The sequence below is a fragment of the Halopenitus sp. H-Gu1 genome, from assembly GCF_041821145.1.
GTDB lineage: Archaea > Halobacteriota > Halobacteria > Halobacteriales > Haloferacaceae > Halopenitus.
In genome coordinates this window covers 1-14,930 of record NZ_JBGUBC010000010.1, presented here as the reverse complement: position 1 = coordinate 14,930, position 14,930 = coordinate 1, and the positions used below count along the sequence as shown (strand labels likewise).

Here is a 14,930-nt window from a genome sequence, read left to right as displayed (position 1 = left end):
CGGGCGGACGTCGCGAACGTCCCCAATCTAGATCGCAAACGAACGGACGTTCTAGATCCTCTAGATGCCGAGCGAGTAGAGACGCTTTCGTGCGTCCGCAAAGGAAAATCGTGAGTCAACGACGTCCTCTTCCTCGAGACGCGACAGCGCGTATCGAACGGTTCGCGGCGGCAGCAGCGTCTCCTCGGCGAGTTCGCTTTGGGTCAGCGTATCGTTGTAATCGAGAACCTTCGCGACGAGCTTCGCGCTCGGTGGGAGATCACGAACCGGCTCCCAGCGATCGGCGACGCCTCCTTCCGTGTGAACGTCCTCGTCCGTCTGTACCTCCTCTTCGGTGTGAATGGCCTCTGGTGCACTCATCGTATCAGATCATGAGTAATGCTAGTAGATAATATTTACTATCCTCTTTTATTACCGTAGCGAATATATTTCGGGTGGCGACGATCGCGACTTCGGCCTCGAGACGACTCCTCGGAACGGGCCTTTGGGTACCCGACCCGAAGCCTCTTATTAATGACCGACCTACGATCCATCGATGACCGACACTGTGGACGACGTCGATCTGCCCTACGACGAGAACGCGACGTCCCAACAGGAGCAGATCGAGGTCCTCCAGGAACGTCTCGAGGTCCTCGAGTCCCAAAACGAGGAAATGCGGGATCGACTTCTCGATGCCAACGCCGAGAACAACAAGTATCAACAGAAACTCGAGCGACTCACCCACGAGAACAAGAAGCTGAAGCAATCACCGCTTTTCGTCGCGACGGTCCAGGAGCTCACCGACGAGGGCGTGGTAATCAAACAGCACGGCAACAACCAGGAGGCACTCACCGAGGTCACCGCGGAGATGCGCGAGGACCTCGCGCCCGACGACCGCGTCGCCGTGAACAACTCCCTTTCGATCGTCAAACGGCTCGAAAAGGAGACCGACGTTCGCGCCCGCGTGATGCAGGTCGAGCACTCACCGGACATCGCCTACGAGGACATCGGCGGCCTCGACGACCAGATGCAGGAGGTCCGCGAGACCGTCGAGATGCCCCTCGAGCGCCCGGAGATGTTCGAGGAGGTCGGCATCCAGCCTCCCAGCGGCGTCCTGTTGCACGGCCCGCCGGGGACCGGGAAGACGATGCTCGCGAAGGCCGTTGCCAACCAGACGGACGCGACGTTCATCAAGATGGCCGGCTCCGAACTCGTCCACAAGTTCATCGGCGAGGGCGCAAAGCTCGTCCGCGACCTCTTCGAGGTCGCTCGCGAGAACGAGCCCGCCGTCATCTTCATCGACGAGATCGACGCGATCGCCTCGAAACGCACCGACTCGAAGACCTCCGGGGACGCCGAGGTTCAGCGGACGATGATGCAACTGCTCTCGGAGATGGACGGGTTCGACGAGCGCGGTGAGATCCGGATCATCGCGGCTACGAACCGCTTCGACATGCTCGATCCCGCAATCCTCCGTCCCGGCCGGTTCGATCGCCTCATCGAGGTGCCAAAGCCCGATTACGCGGGCCGTGAGATCATCTTCCGCATCCACACCCGGAAGATGAACGTCTCGGACACCGTCGACTTCGAGGTGCTCGCCGAACTCGCCGAGGAGGCATCCGGCGCCGACATCAAGGCGATCTGCACAGAAGCAGGCATGTTTGCCATCCGCGAGGACCGCACGGAGGTCACGATGACCGACTTCAAGGAAGCCTACGACAAACTGCAACGAACCGACGAGACCGACGTCACCGATTCGCTCGCGTTCGCGTAATCCGTCGTTCCTCGCCCGGGTCGTCCGTGATCCGGGATCGTCATTTTTCCCGACACTCAGGATCGATACCCTCGGGGCCGATCACGGTGCCGCAAGCAGCACGTACGGAAGCAGAAATACCACGAGAAGGGTCCCTATCAGGAGGGCCACGTAGCCCACTCCGACGGCGGCGAGCGTGCGGAACGCTGGATGATCGATCGGTTCGTCCGTGTCCATCCCGCCACCTCCGATCATCTTTCTGTAGCGAGGAAACCCCGCCGTTTACGGTGGGGAGGAATCGCGTTCGTACAGGCCACCCCTTGCCCTACAGTGGCCCCTCGGTGTCCAACGCTTTCGCACCCTGTAGCAGAAGCCCCTTCCACGTCAGGCCGTGTGCGTCTTTCACTTCGCGTAGTTCGTCGTACTGTTCGTCGCTTACCTCGATGTTCAGATTTCGCATCGTCATCTGAACTTAGTTTTCCAATAGTCTTAACTTGCATGGGTTCGTAGGGACTGTTGTGACCGCCACTGCCATGAAAACGCTGGGAGCCACTCTCGTGCCACCAACGGCGCACAAAGAGCAACGGCTTCAGCGGACTGTGGCAACGTACCGACGCGCACTCTCCGAAGCATTCGAGAGTGGCGCTCACACGCAGTCGGCGGTCAACGATGTCGTCACCGGCTACAACCTCACGTCCTACGCAAAGGACGCGCTCAAGAACTACGTCCCCCAACTTCGAGACACATACAACGCTTCGGAGTTGGACGATGACCACCCCGTTCGATTCACGAATCGGGGCTGGCGTCTCGACCGCTCTGAGGACAGAACGCACGAGTTCTGCTGGCGCGTTCCGCAGGCGGGACGTGGGAATGCGTTCTGGATTCCGATCCGCATTAACCCCACTCAGCGAGAGTTGTGGAGCGACCTGTTTAACGACGACGTGACGGTCGGAGAGTTCCGACTGCAAGAACACCGCACCAACTGGGTACTGCACGTCACTGTTGAGTACGCGGTCGCGGAACCAGAAGAACCGAACGACCCGACACCAGTCGGCTTCGACATCGGAGAATCCAAACTCCTGACGGGCTGTGCCTGTCGGGACGGTACCCCAACCCAACCGTACATCTACGACGGCGGTCGCGCCCGCCACCTCCGCAAAGAGATGTTTACCACGCTCCGCCGTCTCCAAGAGCGCGACGCCGAGTGGCGCGTGGGCGAGAGATTCGACCACTACCAGAACGCCCTCACGGATATTGTCGAGAAAGCGTCTCGACAGGCCGTCGAGTACGCTCGACAGTTCAAGAACCCGGTTATCGTCCTCGAAAGTCTCTCGTACATCCGCGAACATCTCGACTACGGGAAGTGGATGAACCGCCGTCTCCACAACTGGGCGTTCGCGCGACTCACCGGACGTATCGAAGACAAGGCGCGTGACGCCGGGATTCCTGTTCGGTTCGTGAATCCAGCGTACACGAGTCAGACGTGTCACGCCTGCGGACACCTTGGTTCTCGACGTTCGCAGGCGGCGTTTCGATGCGCGAACTCGGAGTGTTGGGTGACGGAGTACCACGCAGACATCAACGCGGCGGCCAACATCGCCGGTCGCCTCAACCCGTGGGGAGAGAGGTGCGCGCTGAAACCGCACACCAGTGACTCGCCACGGGACGGGAGTGCTTGTGACAGCACCACAGGACACCGCGAGCCGAGTCGGCAAACCCGACAGACGACGCTCGGGGACTTCAGTTCTGAAACCTCCGACGACGAGGCTTCCCTTGTAGGAAGCCCCGCCCTTTAGGGCGGGCGAGGATGTCACATCCGGGCCATCGGCGTCCGACGACTTAACTCAGCCGGGTCATCCGAGGCTCGCGCCGTCGAAGTCGGTTCGCTCGAACTCGATGTCGAGCAGTTTGAGGATCGTGGGGGCGATATCCAGAATGTCGGCGTCCTCGATCGCAAGCCCCGGTTCGTCGACCAAGAGGGCGGCATCGTCAAAGCTGTGCATCCCGGTTCGTGGGCCCGTCTCGTCGAAGACCGTCTCGTGGCCCGAGAAGTCGGCCTTCAGGTCGAATCCGTCCTGGGGAAGCGCCACCAGATCCGGGGCAATCTCGTCGTGGTCTCCCCTGAAGGCCGTCTCTTTTTCCACGACTCGACGAACGACCGATCGGCCGTCCGGCGTTTCCAGGGCCTCGAGTCGATCCTTTAATTCCTCCCGTGTCGACTGGTAGTCCGACTCGGAAACTGACCCGCGTGGTTCCCGACCCTCTAGATTGAGATAGAATCGACCCGGCCCAAGCGAGTACGCGCGCGTGTCGTCGTCGATGTCCGCGAGCGCCGCGTGGTCCTCGTCCTCGAAGGAGAGCCATCCCTCCCGTTCGAGCCATTCGTTACAGTGAACCGTCGATTCGAGGGGGACGAACCCGTGGTCGGAGGCCACAACGAGGGTCGTATCCCGACCGATCGCCGAACGGATCTCACCGATACACTCGTCGAGGCGCTCATAGAACGCGAGGAAGTCCTCACGATCGGGTCCTCCCGAGACGTATTCGTCGAATAGGAAGTGATTGATCCGATCGGGAGTGAGATAGACGCCGAAAAACAGGTCCCAGTCGGCCTCCTCGATGTAGTGTGAGAAGGCTTTCTGTCGCCGGTTGAGGGTCTCGTGGGCGTGTTCGAGGAGATCGGATTTGTCCGATCGATGGCCGAGTTTCGCGTTGACGTCGATCCGGTAGTCGATCTCCTGGAGATACGCTCGAAGCTCCTCGGGCGCGGCCGCAGAATCGATCTCCGGGGAGAGGAACCCCGACACCATTCGCTGAACGTTTCGCTGTGGTGGGAACGTCACCGGGACGTTGAACACGCTCGCATTTCTCCCTTCGTTGGTTACGCGGTCCCAGATCCGCTCGCGTTGGACGTCACGCCCCATCGGAACGTAGGTGTCGTAGGACCCGATCTCCCGGTCCTGATACCCGTAGACGCCGGTTTCTCCCGGATTCGTCCCCGTAGTGATCGCCGGCCAGCAGGCGGTAGTCTCGGGGGGGTAGATGCTCTCTATAGCCCCTGCGGAACCCTCGTCGATCACCGCCGTGAGGTTCGGGAAGGTCTCGGGATTCTTCGTGATAAGTCGATACGGAACCCCGTCGATCCCCAGAAACACCACGCGAGGATCGTCCGTCCCGCGCAACCGGTCGATCAACCCCATAGTGGCCATATCACCGACCGAGATAAAAAGCGTGGAGGTTTCCTTCCGTGAGGATCGTCGTTTCTCAGTCGTTCACCCGCTTCGTGTCGTCCCACGTTCGCGTTTTCGGCTCCAACGTTTCCGCCGGGCACCTCACTTCGCCTCCAACGAAGGGAGCCCTTTTGAGGATCGCCGGCAACCACGGGATATGGAAACGCGACGGATGCTTCTCGTCGACGCGTTCACGACCGATCCGCTCGCGGGTAACGTCGCCGGTGTCGTCCCGAACGCGGACGGGCTTTCGGAGGACCGAATGCGGGCGATCGCCGCCGAGATCGGCGCGAGCGAGACGGCGTTCGTCCGAGAGGTGGCGGAATCGAAATCGGATCCAGGACCAGAATCGGAATCGGAGTCGGAGACCCCGACTGCTGACATCCGTATCCAGTATTTCACGCCGTCTCGGGAGGTAGATCTGTGTGGCCATGCGACGATCGCGACCTTCGCACACCTCTTCGACGACGGCGTCCTTGAGGCCGGCACACATGTGCTCGCGACGAACGTCGGTCCCATTGACGTCGAGATCGAATCGAACGGCATCATCCGTCTGTGCCGTCCGGTCGAAACCGTCGAACCCGTCGATATCGACTACGAGACACTCGGCGAGGCGCTCGGAATCCTGCCGGCCGCCTTCGCCGACGTCGGCGCGGATCTGCCGGTCGCACGCGCCTCGATCGGCCTCCCGTTTCTCCTCGTTCCGGTGAACTTCCTCGAACGGCTTGGCGAGGGGGACCCCGATCCGGAGGCGGTCGAGTCGCTCTCGGAGCGATTCGACGTCGCGGGCATCTACGCGTTCACCTTCGATACGCTTGAGGCCGACTCGACCATCCACGCACGGGCATGGGCGCCGGCGCTCGGCGTTCACGAGGACCCGGTCACCGGGACCGCAAGCGGCGCGGCAGGTGCCTATCTCCGCAATCAGGACGTCTTCGATGGAGACCATCCCGACGAGGTGTGTATCGAGCAGGGCCACTTCGTCGATCGTCCGGGGCGCGTCCGGGTTCGGGTCGATGGCGATAGGGTCTTCGTCGGCGGACGTGCGGTCACTGCTCTCGACGGCGAGCTCGCGGTTCCGGAGCCGGACGCCGACGAAATACTGGAGACGTGAGCGATCGATTCGTACTCTTTGCCGACCGGAATCCCACCACGATCACAGTACAATCACGATCACGATCGAGTCCTGCCGTACTCGTGCCGACCGAGGCCTGCCGTGATCGCCTCAGGTCTCTCGCCCACGATCGTCCTCCTCGCGGTCGATCACGTCCTCAAGCCGGTCACTTCCGAGATCGGAGGCGACGGCCACACCGAAAAGCGAGACCACTATCCCCGAGAGGATGAACAAAGTCAGCCGCTGTGTGGGAGAGACCACGATGTCGGCGATCACGAGCGGATCCAAGACAGATTCCTGTTCGAGGAAGTAGCCGGCAAATCCCCGGACGACGAGGCCGACCGCGACCACGAGAAACGGGAGATTCAGCACGTGGCTGCGGATCTCCTCGTCACGGATGAGTTCGTCGAGCAGCCGTCCGGTCGCGGCGGTGAGGGCGGCGACGGCAAGCCATGGCACCGCAGCGTAGACGAGTTGCATCGACCGGACGATGAGTGGGCGGGTCCCGGCGACCTCCGAGACGGATAGTGCCCCGAGGAACAGCCCGACGAGCGTGAGTCCGCCGGCGACGACGTAGGTGACGATCGACACCTGCCCGGCATAAAGCGCCTCGCGAACGCGGTCGGGGACCGCGGCGAGATACTCGTCGATCGCGAGTCCCTTATACAGCAGTGCCGCTCCGATCAGCGCCGTCACTCCGGCGAAGGCGATCTCCGTGGAGAACCACAAAAGCAGCGAGGGAAGCACCAGCAGACCGATCCCGACCGGGACGAGGACGGTCGACCGTAGTTCCTCGTCCGCGAGAAACTGCTTGAGCAGGTAATACGAGGACTCGAGGTCGTGAGCCTGTCGGACGACCACGCGATCGACGGAATCGACGGGAAGCCGCGATTCGACGATCGGGAGGACGCGTTCGTCCTCGGCGGAATCGACCACGACAACGGCCGAATCCGGCTGGAACCGGTCGACGAGTTCGTCGAGTTGGGAGGCGATCGATCGGTCCGCACCCACCCGTGAGTCGCGGCCTCCGGAGACGACGCCGACGACTGCCTCCTCGCGATCGTCTCGAAGGTCGCGCGCGACTCGAAGCGCCTCGAGCAAACAGTTGACGCTCGCGTCCTCCGGGTCGGCTAGTCCGACCTCGGTTACGAGCGATCGCACCGCCTCCCAGCCGGAAACGGGCATCGGAACGCTCGTGGCGCGTCCGACGTCCCCCGACCGATCGACGCAGATCACGAGCGTCGTCACGATCGATGACACGTTCGGCCGGGGTAAAAACCCACACGGTCGCCGTCTCCTGTAGTCGAAACGACGACAAGGTCTTGCCCCTCGCAGCCGGATGCATCCCATGATCGAGATCGACGGGAGCGCGGGCGGCGGCCAGCTGTTACGGTCGGCGATCGCGCTATCCGCCATCACTGACACGCCGATCCGGATCGAGGACGTTCGCGGTGCCCGCGAAAATCCCGGGCTGAAGATCCAACACGCGACGGCGGTCCGGGCCGCCGCCGCAGTCGCGGACGCGACGATCGACGGTGCGGATCCGGGTGATCGGACCGTGGAGTTCGATCCGGGCCAGATCACGGGTGGGCACCACTCGGTCGAGATCGGTACTGCCGGGAGTCTGACCCTCCTCTTCGAGACCATTCTCCCCATGGCGTCGGTTGCGGAGGCCCCCATCCGACTTCGAGCTGCCGGTGGAACCGACGTGGCATGGTCGCCGCCCTTTGCGTATCTGCGTCGCGTGAAGTTGCCACTGCTTCGGCGGTTCGGATTCGGCGCGGCCGTCGACCTCAAGCGTCGAGGATTCTACCCCAAAGGTGGCGGCGCCGCGACGCTTTCGATCTTCCCGAGCGAGATCGAACCGATCGGGTTGGCCGGAGCGGCCGCAACGGCGGACGTTCGGGGGGCTCGCGTGTACGCCATCGCCGAGGAGTCGCTTGCGGATGCGGAGGTCGCGGAGCGAATGGCGGCGACGGCGACGGACGCACTTTCCGAGAACGGCCACGACGTTGGCGAGCGCGTGATCGAATACACGTCAACCAAGAACCCCGGAGCAGTCATCACGATCCGAGGTGATCTCCCCGCGACCGTACCGGGCCCGAATGGCGACGTCTCCGGAATCCGGCCGGCTGTGGGTGCATCGGCGCTCGGCGAACCCGGAACGCCGTCCGAGGAGGTCGCAAGCGAAGCTGTCGACCGATTCGATCGGTTCGTCGATTCGTTCGGTGCGGTCGACCGATACCTCGCCGACCAACTGGTGGTTCCCCTCGCGATCGCCGGCGGCGAGGTGGCCATCCCGACCGTGACCGACCACGTGACCTCAAGTATCGAACTGCTTGAGCCGTTCGGCCTGACCGTCTCCCGTGAGGATCGAGCGGACGGCGGCACGATCCTTCGATCGCCGGGGATGGAGATCACGTAGCCGAACGAGTGGTTCGCGGAGCGGCCGTATTTCTCGCGGTTCCCTGGACTGGAGTGCGGTATCAACTACCGTACTCGGACGTCGATCTCGCTTGCGGATTCATCGGAGACGACGCTTGCGACCCCGGCACCGAGCCCGTAGGCGACCGACCGAGCGCCGGCCTGGAGCCGATCAGCGAGCCCCCGTTCCGGCGAGAACTCCCGAATCTCGACCGGACGGTCGAGGCGGTCGGAGAGTCGGGTTTCGACGTCCGCATCCGTCCCGATCTCGTCCACGAGCCCCCACTCTTTGGCCTCCTCGCCGAGGAACACTCGCGCTTCCGTCTCGCGAACCGTTTCGGGATCCAGATCGCGCCCCTCGCTTACCGTCTCGACGAACTGCGCGTACAGGTCGTCGACGATCCCCTGGAGGTAGGCACGCTCCTCGTCGTCCATCTCCGAGAGGGGGTTGCCCGCCTCCTTGAACTCGCCGGCGGCGAGCTGTTCATACCGGATGCCGAGCTTCTCCGCCAGTTCGGCCGCGTTCGGGCGTGAGCCGCGGACCCCGATCGATCCGACCAGGCTCGCCTCGTGGGCCCATATCTCCTCACAGCCCGCGGCGATCCAGTAGCCGCCGGAGGCACAGACGTCGCCCGCATGGGCGATCGTCGGTCCATCGAACCGGTCGACGGCCCGTCTGATGTCCTCACTCGGTAGCACCTCCCCGCCGGGCGTGTCGAGTCGAACGAGAAGCGCCTCGACGTTCGGATCCTGGTCGGCTCGGTTGATTTCGCCGATGATCTCGTCGGCAGTCGGCCTGATCGGTGCCGAGAGCGGAACGGATCGACCGCCCTCGCGGACGATGGGAGTGTCGACTGCGACCGCCGCGACGTCGTAGTCATCGAGTAGTTCCGAGAGAAGCGAGTTCCCGGCTTTGACGGCCGCGAGCCCGGTGAAGATCACTAACAGGACGCCGGCGAGTTGGGATCCGTCGTCGGGAATCGTGACGAAGAGAAACCAGCCGGCACTCACCGCCACGACGGCGATCGCGAGCGTTCCCACCACGACGGCGACGTCGCGGAGTCGATCGCTTCGAACGGTCATATCGATCCGTTCGCCGGCATCGGCTAAAAACCCGCGTTCGTCAATCGATGGCGAGTTGGATCGGCGTCGGTGCGACCACGTCAAACGTGGTCACTCGATGTGATCGAAAAAGACGAAAAGAAAGGGAATCCGAAACCGTCGTCTAGAGAAGTCCCGTCTTCTGGAGCTTCATCAGGTCCTCGGTGTCGAGAGTCTCGCCTTCCTTGAACTTCTGGTAGATCTCCTCGGCCTCCTCCTTCTCCTCTTCGCGTTTCTCCGCACGTTCGTCCTTGCGCTCCTCCTCCTCCTTTTTGTCGAGTTCACGGAGTCGCTTTTGCACGCGGACGAAGTCCTCGTGATGTCGGTCGGCCGCCTCCTGGGCCTCCACGAAGAGTTCGTGAACCTCGTCGGCCTCGTCGCGGATGTCGTCAGCCTCGCGGTAGGCCTCGATCATCTGGTTGTGGTGTTCCTGGGCCTTGTCCGCGAGTTCGGTCACCTTCTTGTGGTGTTTCGACGCCTCCGATCGGACTTCCTCGGCCTCCTCGATGAGATCCTCGAGTTCACCCGTGTCCTGTACCTTGTCCTTCTTCTCCGCGAGCTTCTCGCGTTTCTCCTCGATCTGCTCGATGAGTTCGCGTTCGTCCTCAGCGGAAAGAACCTCCGTCTGCTGGCGGAATTCGAGGTCCTCGATCTCCTCTTTGAGCTCCTCGATCGATTTGCCCTCGTTCAACTCGAGGTCCTGTTTCATCTCTTCGACCTGGTCGAAGAGCTCGTTGGCCTCGGCGTTGAGTTCGTTACGGCTCTCTTTGTGCTCTTGAACCTGCTCGTTGAGCTCGTCGCGCTTCTCGCGGTGTTCCTGAGCCTCGTCGACCTTCTCGCGAGTTTTCGCGTTGAGGTCGTCGCGCTTGGATGCCCGTTCGGAGGCCATTTGGTTCAGATCGTTCCGTCGATCCCGTAGCTGGCCTGCACGTTTGATTAGCTGTCCTTTCGATCCGTTTTCGAGGTCGTCCTCGGAAAGATCGATGTTGTCCGTGTCCGCAAGTGATTCGATATCGTACTGCTCGATGACTTCCTGTTTCGTTACCATTTTTTATCACTCCATCACCGCTCCGGATATGGCAGACGCTCGCTCCGTTGCGTCCGACCGTGGATAAGAACTCCCGATCATTCGTCGTGCTGTTCCACCAGCGCCGGAGGCGTTCTGGTACTAGTCAATTGCTCCTTGCCACATATAAATACTTCGGTGATAGAGAGTGTGAAAATGGGTACCATACTGCTCGTATCTGGCGTTTCGACGGTCTCGACTGAATTTCCTCCTGTTATAAATGACACGGATACCCATGGTCAGCTATCACATTGTCGGGGCGACACGTTCCGCGATCCGATTCGGTCAGCGGTTTGACGTTGGATCGCTCGACGAGTCGAATTGCCGATGGCTGGATCCGAACCACTTTCGGGAGTCGTCTCGGACACGACGGTATGACCGATCTCGTGGAGACGATCAACGCGCACGGCCACGAACACGTCCGGGCCGAGCACACGAGCACGTTCGAGGTGACGAGCGACGACTGGCTCACGCCTGCCGGCGACTGCATCCTCGCGATCGAGGCCACGACGACTCCCCAGGAGTTCGATCCGGCGTTCAAGCGGGCCTGTCGCAGCCACGAGGCGACCATCACGGCGACGCTCATCGTCGAGGACGATGATCGGACCCACGAGGAGACGATCGTCGGCTCAGGCCATCCCGATCTCACCTTCGACGACGACCGCTCCGCCGTCGGTCGCACGAGCACGTACGTCGACGACCGGACGATCATGGTGGAGGCCGACGCAGCCGCCGCCGACCTCAATCGGGACCTCGTCGCGGCACTCGCCGAAGGCGCCGAGTGTACGCTGCGTCTTGCCGTCAAGTCGTAAGCGGGACGCGAACCCCTTTTGGTCGGGACGGCGAACGATCCCGCAATGAGTGAGGAACCCGACGAAAACATAAGCGGCGGTGCCGCGGGCGGCGCTCAGTCGGCATCCTTCGAACCCGGTGACGGGAGCTGCCGCACGGAGGCGATCGTCGATAAACTCGGCGAGTTGTACTGGCAGACGGCCTACGGCGGCCGGGACGGATTCGAATGTCTCGTCCGGACGATCCTCTCACAGAACACCTCGGACGTCGCGAGCCAGCCCGCCCACGACTCCCTGATGAATCGGTACGGTCCCGCCGAGGAACTGGCCGAGACCCTCGCGTCGGCCGACCGTGACGAGCTGGCCGAGACGATCGCCGCTGCTGGGCTCTACAACCGGAAGTCGAAGGTTCTCACGGAAGCTGCCGCGTGTGTCCTCACGGAGTTCGGCTCGACGGGTGACTTCGACGCGTTCGTCGCTGCGGGGGACCCCGGGACGGTTCGTGAGACGCTGCTCTCGATCGACGGTGTTGGGCCGAAGACGGCCGACTGCGTCCTGCTTTTCGCCGGCGGCCGCGACGGCGTCTTTCCCGTCAAGACAGCCTGAATCTATATACTTACTATACTCAAATCGGCGGTCTGAGCGGTGAAATTGGGGGTTCATCTCTACGCAAAGGTAGGGAACTGCCGAAAATCAACTGCCGTATAGCGATTTGGGGCAAATCAGATATTGACAAATTGAGTATATTGGCCTTCCGACAAGATGGTGAATAGCCGTTAGAACTGAAAAGGCTGATTTGTGGAAACAATCAATAACACGGCTAAGAATGAAGATGGTATGGAACGTTCAGTATCGCTACGCCCGGCTAATAGACAAGATATTGACCGGATGTTTCAATGGAGAAATGACCCCGATATCTACCAATGGTTCCGAAATCAGGATGAACCGTTAGATTGGCACGACCACGTTGATTGGTTCCAATCCCGACCGGATGATAGGACGGATTTGATAATTGAATATCCGAGTACCCCTGCCGGGGTAGTCTCCTTGGCCGCTGATGGGGACGTTGGAATATACATTGGAGAAAAGCATCTATGGGGGAAGGGTATTGCTTCGGAAGCCTTAGAAAAGGCCCTTCAAGGACGCTATGGGGAATTTAGCGCAGAGATACACGTTGACAATACCGCTTCTCAGAAGTTATTTGAGAAACAAGGATTTGAGCGGGTTGGGCAGGAAGATGATTGGATTCAATACCGGTATGAAAGGCGGCGTTGGGAAATGGAGAATGAACACGGATTTATGCAAGGTGATGGTTCGCTCCACGTTGAGCATAACAAATAGATTCAGGTTTTAATCGAATCGAACGCTCACGTCATTGAGGTTCTGTTCTCCGGTCATTGTGAGCGAGAGAGATTCAGACTGAGCCGGAGAGATAGGCGCTTCCCGTTCCGGCGTTACCCGCTCCCAATACGTAGGCGTCTACTGTGAACCCTGAGCCGCCGTCTGTGTAGTCTGTAAGGTTCGCTCGGATGGATGGGGCAGGGACTCCGTGAACGGCTGTGAAAGCGTTGTAGGTGCTTCCATCGGAGTCAACATCTACTGCTTCACTCCCGGTGAGTTCCCCGATGACAGTACCGCTATCATCGTAGATGGGACTCCATTCACCCTGAGGGCCTTCAACCTCAAGACGGACGGTAAACACGTCCCCACCGGCTTTATCAAGACCCTGAGCCACTACGAACAGGCCAAGGGAGTTGTGGCCCTTAGCCGCGTATTCTTCCCCCTGAGTAGCGGCTGAGGCTCCCTGTATTGACTGTTGGCGAATCGGACGGCTCAAACAGACCACCGGGGATTTGTTCTCATCACTTTGAACTCCGCGAACCCATCGAACCACCGGGCGTCTTCCTTAGATTCAATCTCAATAGGCTCAGACACTCGCTCATCCCCATCCGGGCGGAAGCGATACAACACACCTGATGGAGCCTCAATCGTAGTTTCCGACCGCTTCAGCAATTGGTCATCAGCGGTGAGTCCGTTGTCGTGGTAGACGGCTACGACCTTGGCGACCGGCTCACTCTCATCACTCCCCATTGGCTACCCCGATTCGTGGTAAGAATCGCCACGGTTCGATGAAGCGGGAGTATCCACCGACTTGCCATAGTGAACGGAGAGCGGGGGAGAACCTTCATCGGCTTCTACGTCATCGGGAGTCTCAAACTTGCTCTCTACGGCGTTCACAGTCTCAGGGTCAAAGTAGGATGTATTCTCGCTATCTGCCCCGTAGAACGACTTTAGCATATCACGGGGAGAAGCCTCATCGGACTTATCCAACTCAAATCCTCGCTCGGAGAGATAATCCTGAAGCGTCCCAATATTCTCAGCGAGATGAACTGCCATTTCCTCTTCACTCATATCCTCACGGTCTGCCGGAAGAACCGTCTCAAACGCTTCCCGTAAGGTAGCCTCAGGAACTCCGCTCATCGGTTGGCCCCCTCAACAATCCGCGAGTGAAGGAACGCGGGCCACGTTTCGTATTCTCCCTTCTCCTTTTCTAAATCCGTCTTGAGTTCTGTCGGAATCGTAATCGTGCTGTGGTTCTCCATTGGTCGTTTTTCAATTGGTTACAACCCGACTTAAAGCCTTCAAGCATTGCTGAACAATCCTCAAAATTTGAGCCGATAATATCCCTATTATCGAGTCTGTCTAACAGTATTTTATGATTTTATAAACTTATTCGCCTTCCATTTTGCTCAATTTTAAATGGGAGTGCGGAATAGGATTACTCAGACACAACTAACCAACGTAACAAACTGAGGGAATGAGACAGGCGATTTCCCACGTCGCCAATTCCCTGTCCACAATGCAGGTGTCACCAACTCATCGATGACAAACAAAGATTATAACGCAATAAAGAAGAGTTTTTCGGATTCTGAAAGTGTAGCGCCCAAGAATCCAACGTATAATACCCCTATTAGCGATTCAAACGGGGAAAGTAAAACTGAGTTCCTGCCGCCTGATGCTCACTATGATTTCCGTGATGGAGTGGCCTTCAAGGGTAGTTGGCCGGGGAAGGAGTTGGTGCATTTCATTCACGATACGATAGTTGATTTCTACGATAGTACCGTCATTTCCGATGATGAGACGGTGAAACTCTCCAAGTCGGATATTATTGAGTTCTCTATAAGAGAAAAGCGACAGACTGAGAAGGCTCTTGAGTTCCTTGAGGCGTATGATGTAGTAGACTATCATCGGGAAGGTCGGAAGGTCTACTACAGTTACAATCAAGATTCCGCCAAAGATTATGAGATATTTGAGGCTATGGGGGCGCTCAATTCAATCGATGTTAGAAATGAGTTCCTTGAAGAACGAAGGCAGGAAGCCAAGGAAACATACCTCAACAGGGTTACTTCTAATTAGTCTATTACTCTTCCTTACTCTTCTTATTGAGTAGTTGCTTCCCTACATACTATAC

At 59.7% G+C, this 14,930-nt stretch carries 17 protein-coding genes and 1 pseudogene; 8 read left to right on the top strand and 10 right to left on the bottom strand.

All coding sequences use genetic code 11. The features are described 5' to 3' along the window. Positions 1–60: 60 nt before the first annotated feature. On the bottom strand, positions 61–360 hold the full coding sequence (locus tag ACERIT_RS09045; RefSeq protein WP_373674525.1) for a MarR family transcriptional regulator: 300 nt from the start codon (positions 358–360) through the stop codon (positions 61–63). 175 nt (positions 361–535) lie between these two features. Between ACERIT_RS09045 and ACERIT_RS09040 the strand changes: the two genes are divergently transcribed. After that, complete coding sequence (locus ACERIT_RS09040; protein WP_373674524.1) at positions 536–1,753, top strand: proteasome-activating nucleotidase; 1,218 nt, start codon at positions 536–538, stop codon at positions 1,751–1,753. Between the two features lie 81 nt (positions 1,754–1,834). On the opposite strand, the gene ACERIT_RS09035 is transcribed toward ACERIT_RS09040, so the two are convergent. Together ACERIT_RS09035 and ACERIT_RS09030 are read right to left on the bottom strand one after the other, a co-directional pair. Next, positions 1,835–1,969 (bottom strand): hypothetical protein, encoded by a 135-nt coding sequence (locus ACERIT_RS09035; protein WP_373674523.1) that lies wholly within the window; start codon positions 1,967–1,969, stop codon positions 1,835–1,837. A gap of 88 nt (positions 1,970–2,057) precedes the next feature. Continuing rightward, positions 2,058–2,198, bottom strand: coding sequence for a hypothetical protein (locus tag ACERIT_RS09030; protein WP_373674618.1), 141 nt, complete (start codon positions 2,196–2,198; stop codon positions 2,058–2,060). A gap of 52 nt (positions 2,199–2,250) precedes the next feature. Between ACERIT_RS09030 and ACERIT_RS09025 the strand changes: the two genes are divergently transcribed. Continuing rightward, the gene (locus tag ACERIT_RS09025; RefSeq protein WP_373674522.1) at positions 2,251–3,528 is read left to right on the top strand and encodes an RNA-guided endonuclease TnpB family protein; all 1,278 of its coding nucleotides are present in this window, start codon (positions 2,251–2,253) and stop codon (positions 3,526–3,528) included. Positions 3,529–3,585: 57 nt separating this feature from the next. Here ACERIT_RS09025 and ACERIT_RS09020 read toward each other — a convergent pair whose 3' ends face one another. Continuing rightward, positions 3,586–4,932: an alkaline phosphatase family protein gene (locus ACERIT_RS09020; protein WP_373674521.1), complete on the bottom strand. Its 1,347-nt coding sequence runs from the start codon at positions 4,930–4,932 to the stop codon at positions 3,586–3,588. A gap of 187 nt (positions 4,933–5,119) precedes the next feature. On the opposite strand from ACERIT_RS09020, the gene ACERIT_RS09015 reads away from it, so the two are divergent. Beyond that, the gene (locus ACERIT_RS09015) at positions 5,120–6,076 is read left to right on the top strand and encodes a PhzF family phenazine biosynthesis protein (RefSeq protein ID WP_373674520.1); all 957 of its coding nucleotides are present in this window, start codon (positions 5,120–5,122) and stop codon (positions 6,074–6,076) included. A 111-nt stretch (positions 6,077–6,187) separates the two neighbouring features. Here ACERIT_RS09015 and ACERIT_RS09010 read toward each other — a convergent pair whose 3' ends face one another. Beyond that, complete coding sequence (locus ACERIT_RS09010; protein ID WP_373674519.1) at positions 6,188–7,324, bottom strand: DUF373 family protein; 1,137 nt, start codon at positions 7,322–7,324, stop codon at positions 6,188–6,190. Between the two features lie 100 nt (positions 7,325–7,424). On the opposite strand from ACERIT_RS09010, the gene rtcA reads away from it, so the two are divergent. Further along, entirely contained in the window at positions 7,425–8,501 is a 1,077-nt protein-coding gene (gene rtcA / locus ACERIT_RS09005) for an RNA 3'-terminal phosphate cyclase (protein WP_373674518.1), read from the top strand. A gap of 65 nt (positions 8,502–8,566) precedes the next feature. Here the strand turns inward: rtcA and sppA are convergent, their stop codons facing one another. Both sppA and ACERIT_RS08995 read right to left on the bottom strand, forming a co-directional pair. Continuing rightward, a complete protein-coding gene (sppA, locus tag ACERIT_RS09000; RefSeq protein WP_373674517.1) occupies positions 8,567–9,583 on the bottom strand; it encodes a signal peptide peptidase SppA in 1,017 nt (338 codons plus the stop codon). Positions 9,584–9,725: 142 nt separating this feature from the next. After that, positions 9,726–10,649, bottom strand: a complete 924-nt coding sequence (locus ACERIT_RS08995; protein WP_373674516.1) for a coiled-coil protein — start codon at positions 10,647–10,649, stop codon at positions 9,726–9,728. Between the two features lie 392 nt (positions 10,650–11,041). On the opposite strand from ACERIT_RS08995, the gene ACERIT_RS08990 reads away from it, so the two are divergent. The 3 genes and pseudogenes from ACERIT_RS08990 (at position 11,042) to ACERIT_RS08980 (ending at position 12,799) form a co-directional block, all read left to right on the top strand. After that, positions 11,042–11,479, top strand: a complete 438-nt coding sequence (locus ACERIT_RS08990; RefSeq protein WP_373674515.1) for a DUF371 domain-containing protein — start codon at positions 11,042–11,044, stop codon at positions 11,477–11,479. A 45-nt stretch (positions 11,480–11,524) separates the two neighbouring features. Continuing rightward, a pseudogene (gene nth, locus ACERIT_RS08985) lies at positions 11,525–12,058 on the top strand (endonuclease III); the annotation flags it as partial. A gap of 237 nt (positions 12,059–12,295) precedes the next feature. Beyond that, positions 12,296–12,799 carry a GNAT family N-acetyltransferase gene (locus ACERIT_RS08980; RefSeq protein ID WP_373674514.1) on the top strand — a complete coding sequence of 168 codons (504 nt, stop codon included), beginning with the start codon at positions 12,296–12,298 and terminating at the stop codon, positions 12,797–12,799. 73 nt (positions 12,800–12,872) lie between these two features. Here ACERIT_RS08980 and ACERIT_RS08975 read toward each other — a convergent pair whose 3' ends face one another. The 3 genes from ACERIT_RS08975 to ACERIT_RS08965 are packed head-to-tail and all read right to left on the bottom strand — an operon-like array spanning position 12,873 to position 13,939. Next, positions 12,873–13,295, bottom strand: a complete 423-nt coding sequence (locus ACERIT_RS08975) for a hypothetical protein (protein ID WP_373674513.1) — start codon at positions 13,293–13,295, stop codon at positions 12,873–12,875. After that, entirely contained in the window at positions 13,292–13,549 is a 258-nt protein-coding gene (locus tag ACERIT_RS08970; protein WP_373674512.1) for a hypothetical protein, read from the bottom strand. Before ACERIT_RS08970 ends, ACERIT_RS08975 begins: the two co-directional genes overlap by 4 nt. Before the next feature lie 3 nt (positions 13,550–13,552). Next, positions 13,553–13,939: a hypothetical protein gene (locus ACERIT_RS08965; protein WP_373674511.1), complete on the bottom strand. Its 387-nt coding sequence runs from the start codon at positions 13,937–13,939 to the stop codon at positions 13,553–13,555. Between the two features lie 402 nt (positions 13,940–14,341). Here ACERIT_RS08965 and ACERIT_RS08960 point away from each other — a divergent pair, with 402 nt between their 5' ends. Beyond that, positions 14,342–14,875: a hypothetical protein gene (locus ACERIT_RS08960; protein ID WP_373674510.1), complete on the top strand. Its 534-nt coding sequence runs from the start codon at positions 14,342–14,344 to the stop codon at positions 14,873–14,875. Positions 14,876–14,930 lie beyond the last annotated feature (55 nt).

What these genes read in the sequence shown, in the direction of transcription:
- ACERIT_RS09045 (WP_373674525.1), bottom strand. Translation starts at nt 360, where the DNA reads ATGAGTGCACCAGAGGCCATTCACACCGAAGAGGAGGTACAGACGGAC.
- ACERIT_RS09040 (WP_373674524.1), top strand. Translation starts at nt 536, where the DNA reads ATGACCGACACTGTGGACGACGTCGATCTGCCCTACGACGAGAACGCG.
- ACERIT_RS09035 (WP_373674523.1), bottom strand. Translation starts at nt 1,969, where the DNA reads ATGGACACGGACGAACCGATCGATCATCCAGCGTTCCGCACGCTCGCC.
- ACERIT_RS09030 (WP_373674618.1), bottom strand. Translation starts at nt 2,198, where the DNA reads ATGACGATGCGAAATCTGAACATCGAGGTAAGCGACGAACAGTACGAC.
- ACERIT_RS09020 (WP_373674521.1), bottom strand. Translation starts at nt 4,932, where the DNA reads ATGGGGTTGATCGACCGGTTGCGCGGGACGGACGATCCTCGCGTGGTG.
- ACERIT_RS09015 (WP_373674520.1), top strand. Translation starts at nt 5,120, where the DNA reads ATGGAAACGCGACGGATGCTTCTCGTCGACGCGTTCACGACCGATCCG.
- rtcA (WP_373674518.1), top strand. Translation starts at nt 7,425, where the DNA reads ATGATCGAGATCGACGGGAGCGCGGGCGGCGGCCAGCTGTTACGGTCG.
- sppA (WP_373674517.1), bottom strand. Translation starts at nt 9,583, where the DNA reads ATGACCGTTCGAAGCGATCGACTCCGCGACGTCGCCGTCGTGGTGGGA.
- ACERIT_RS08995 (WP_373674516.1), bottom strand. Translation starts at nt 10,649, where the DNA reads ATGGTAACGAAACAGGAAGTCATCGAGCAGTACGATATCGAATCACTT.
- ACERIT_RS08990 (WP_373674515.1), top strand. Translation starts at nt 11,042, where the DNA reads ATGACCGATCTCGTGGAGACGATCAACGCGCACGGCCACGAACACGTC.
- ACERIT_RS08980 (WP_373674514.1), top strand. Translation starts at nt 12,296, where the DNA reads ATGGAACGTTCAGTATCGCTACGCCCGGCTAATAGACAAGATATTGAC.
- ACERIT_RS08970 (WP_373674512.1), bottom strand. Translation starts at nt 13,549, where the DNA reads ATGGGGAGTGATGAGAGTGAGCCGGTCGCCAAGGTCGTAGCCGTCTAC.
- ACERIT_RS08965 (WP_373674511.1), bottom strand. Translation starts at nt 13,939, where the DNA reads ATGAGCGGAGTTCCTGAGGCTACCTTACGGGAAGCGTTTGAGACGGTT.
- ACERIT_RS08960 (WP_373674510.1), top strand. Translation starts at nt 14,342, where the DNA reads ATGACAAACAAAGATTATAACGCAATAAAGAAGAGTTTTTCGGATTCT.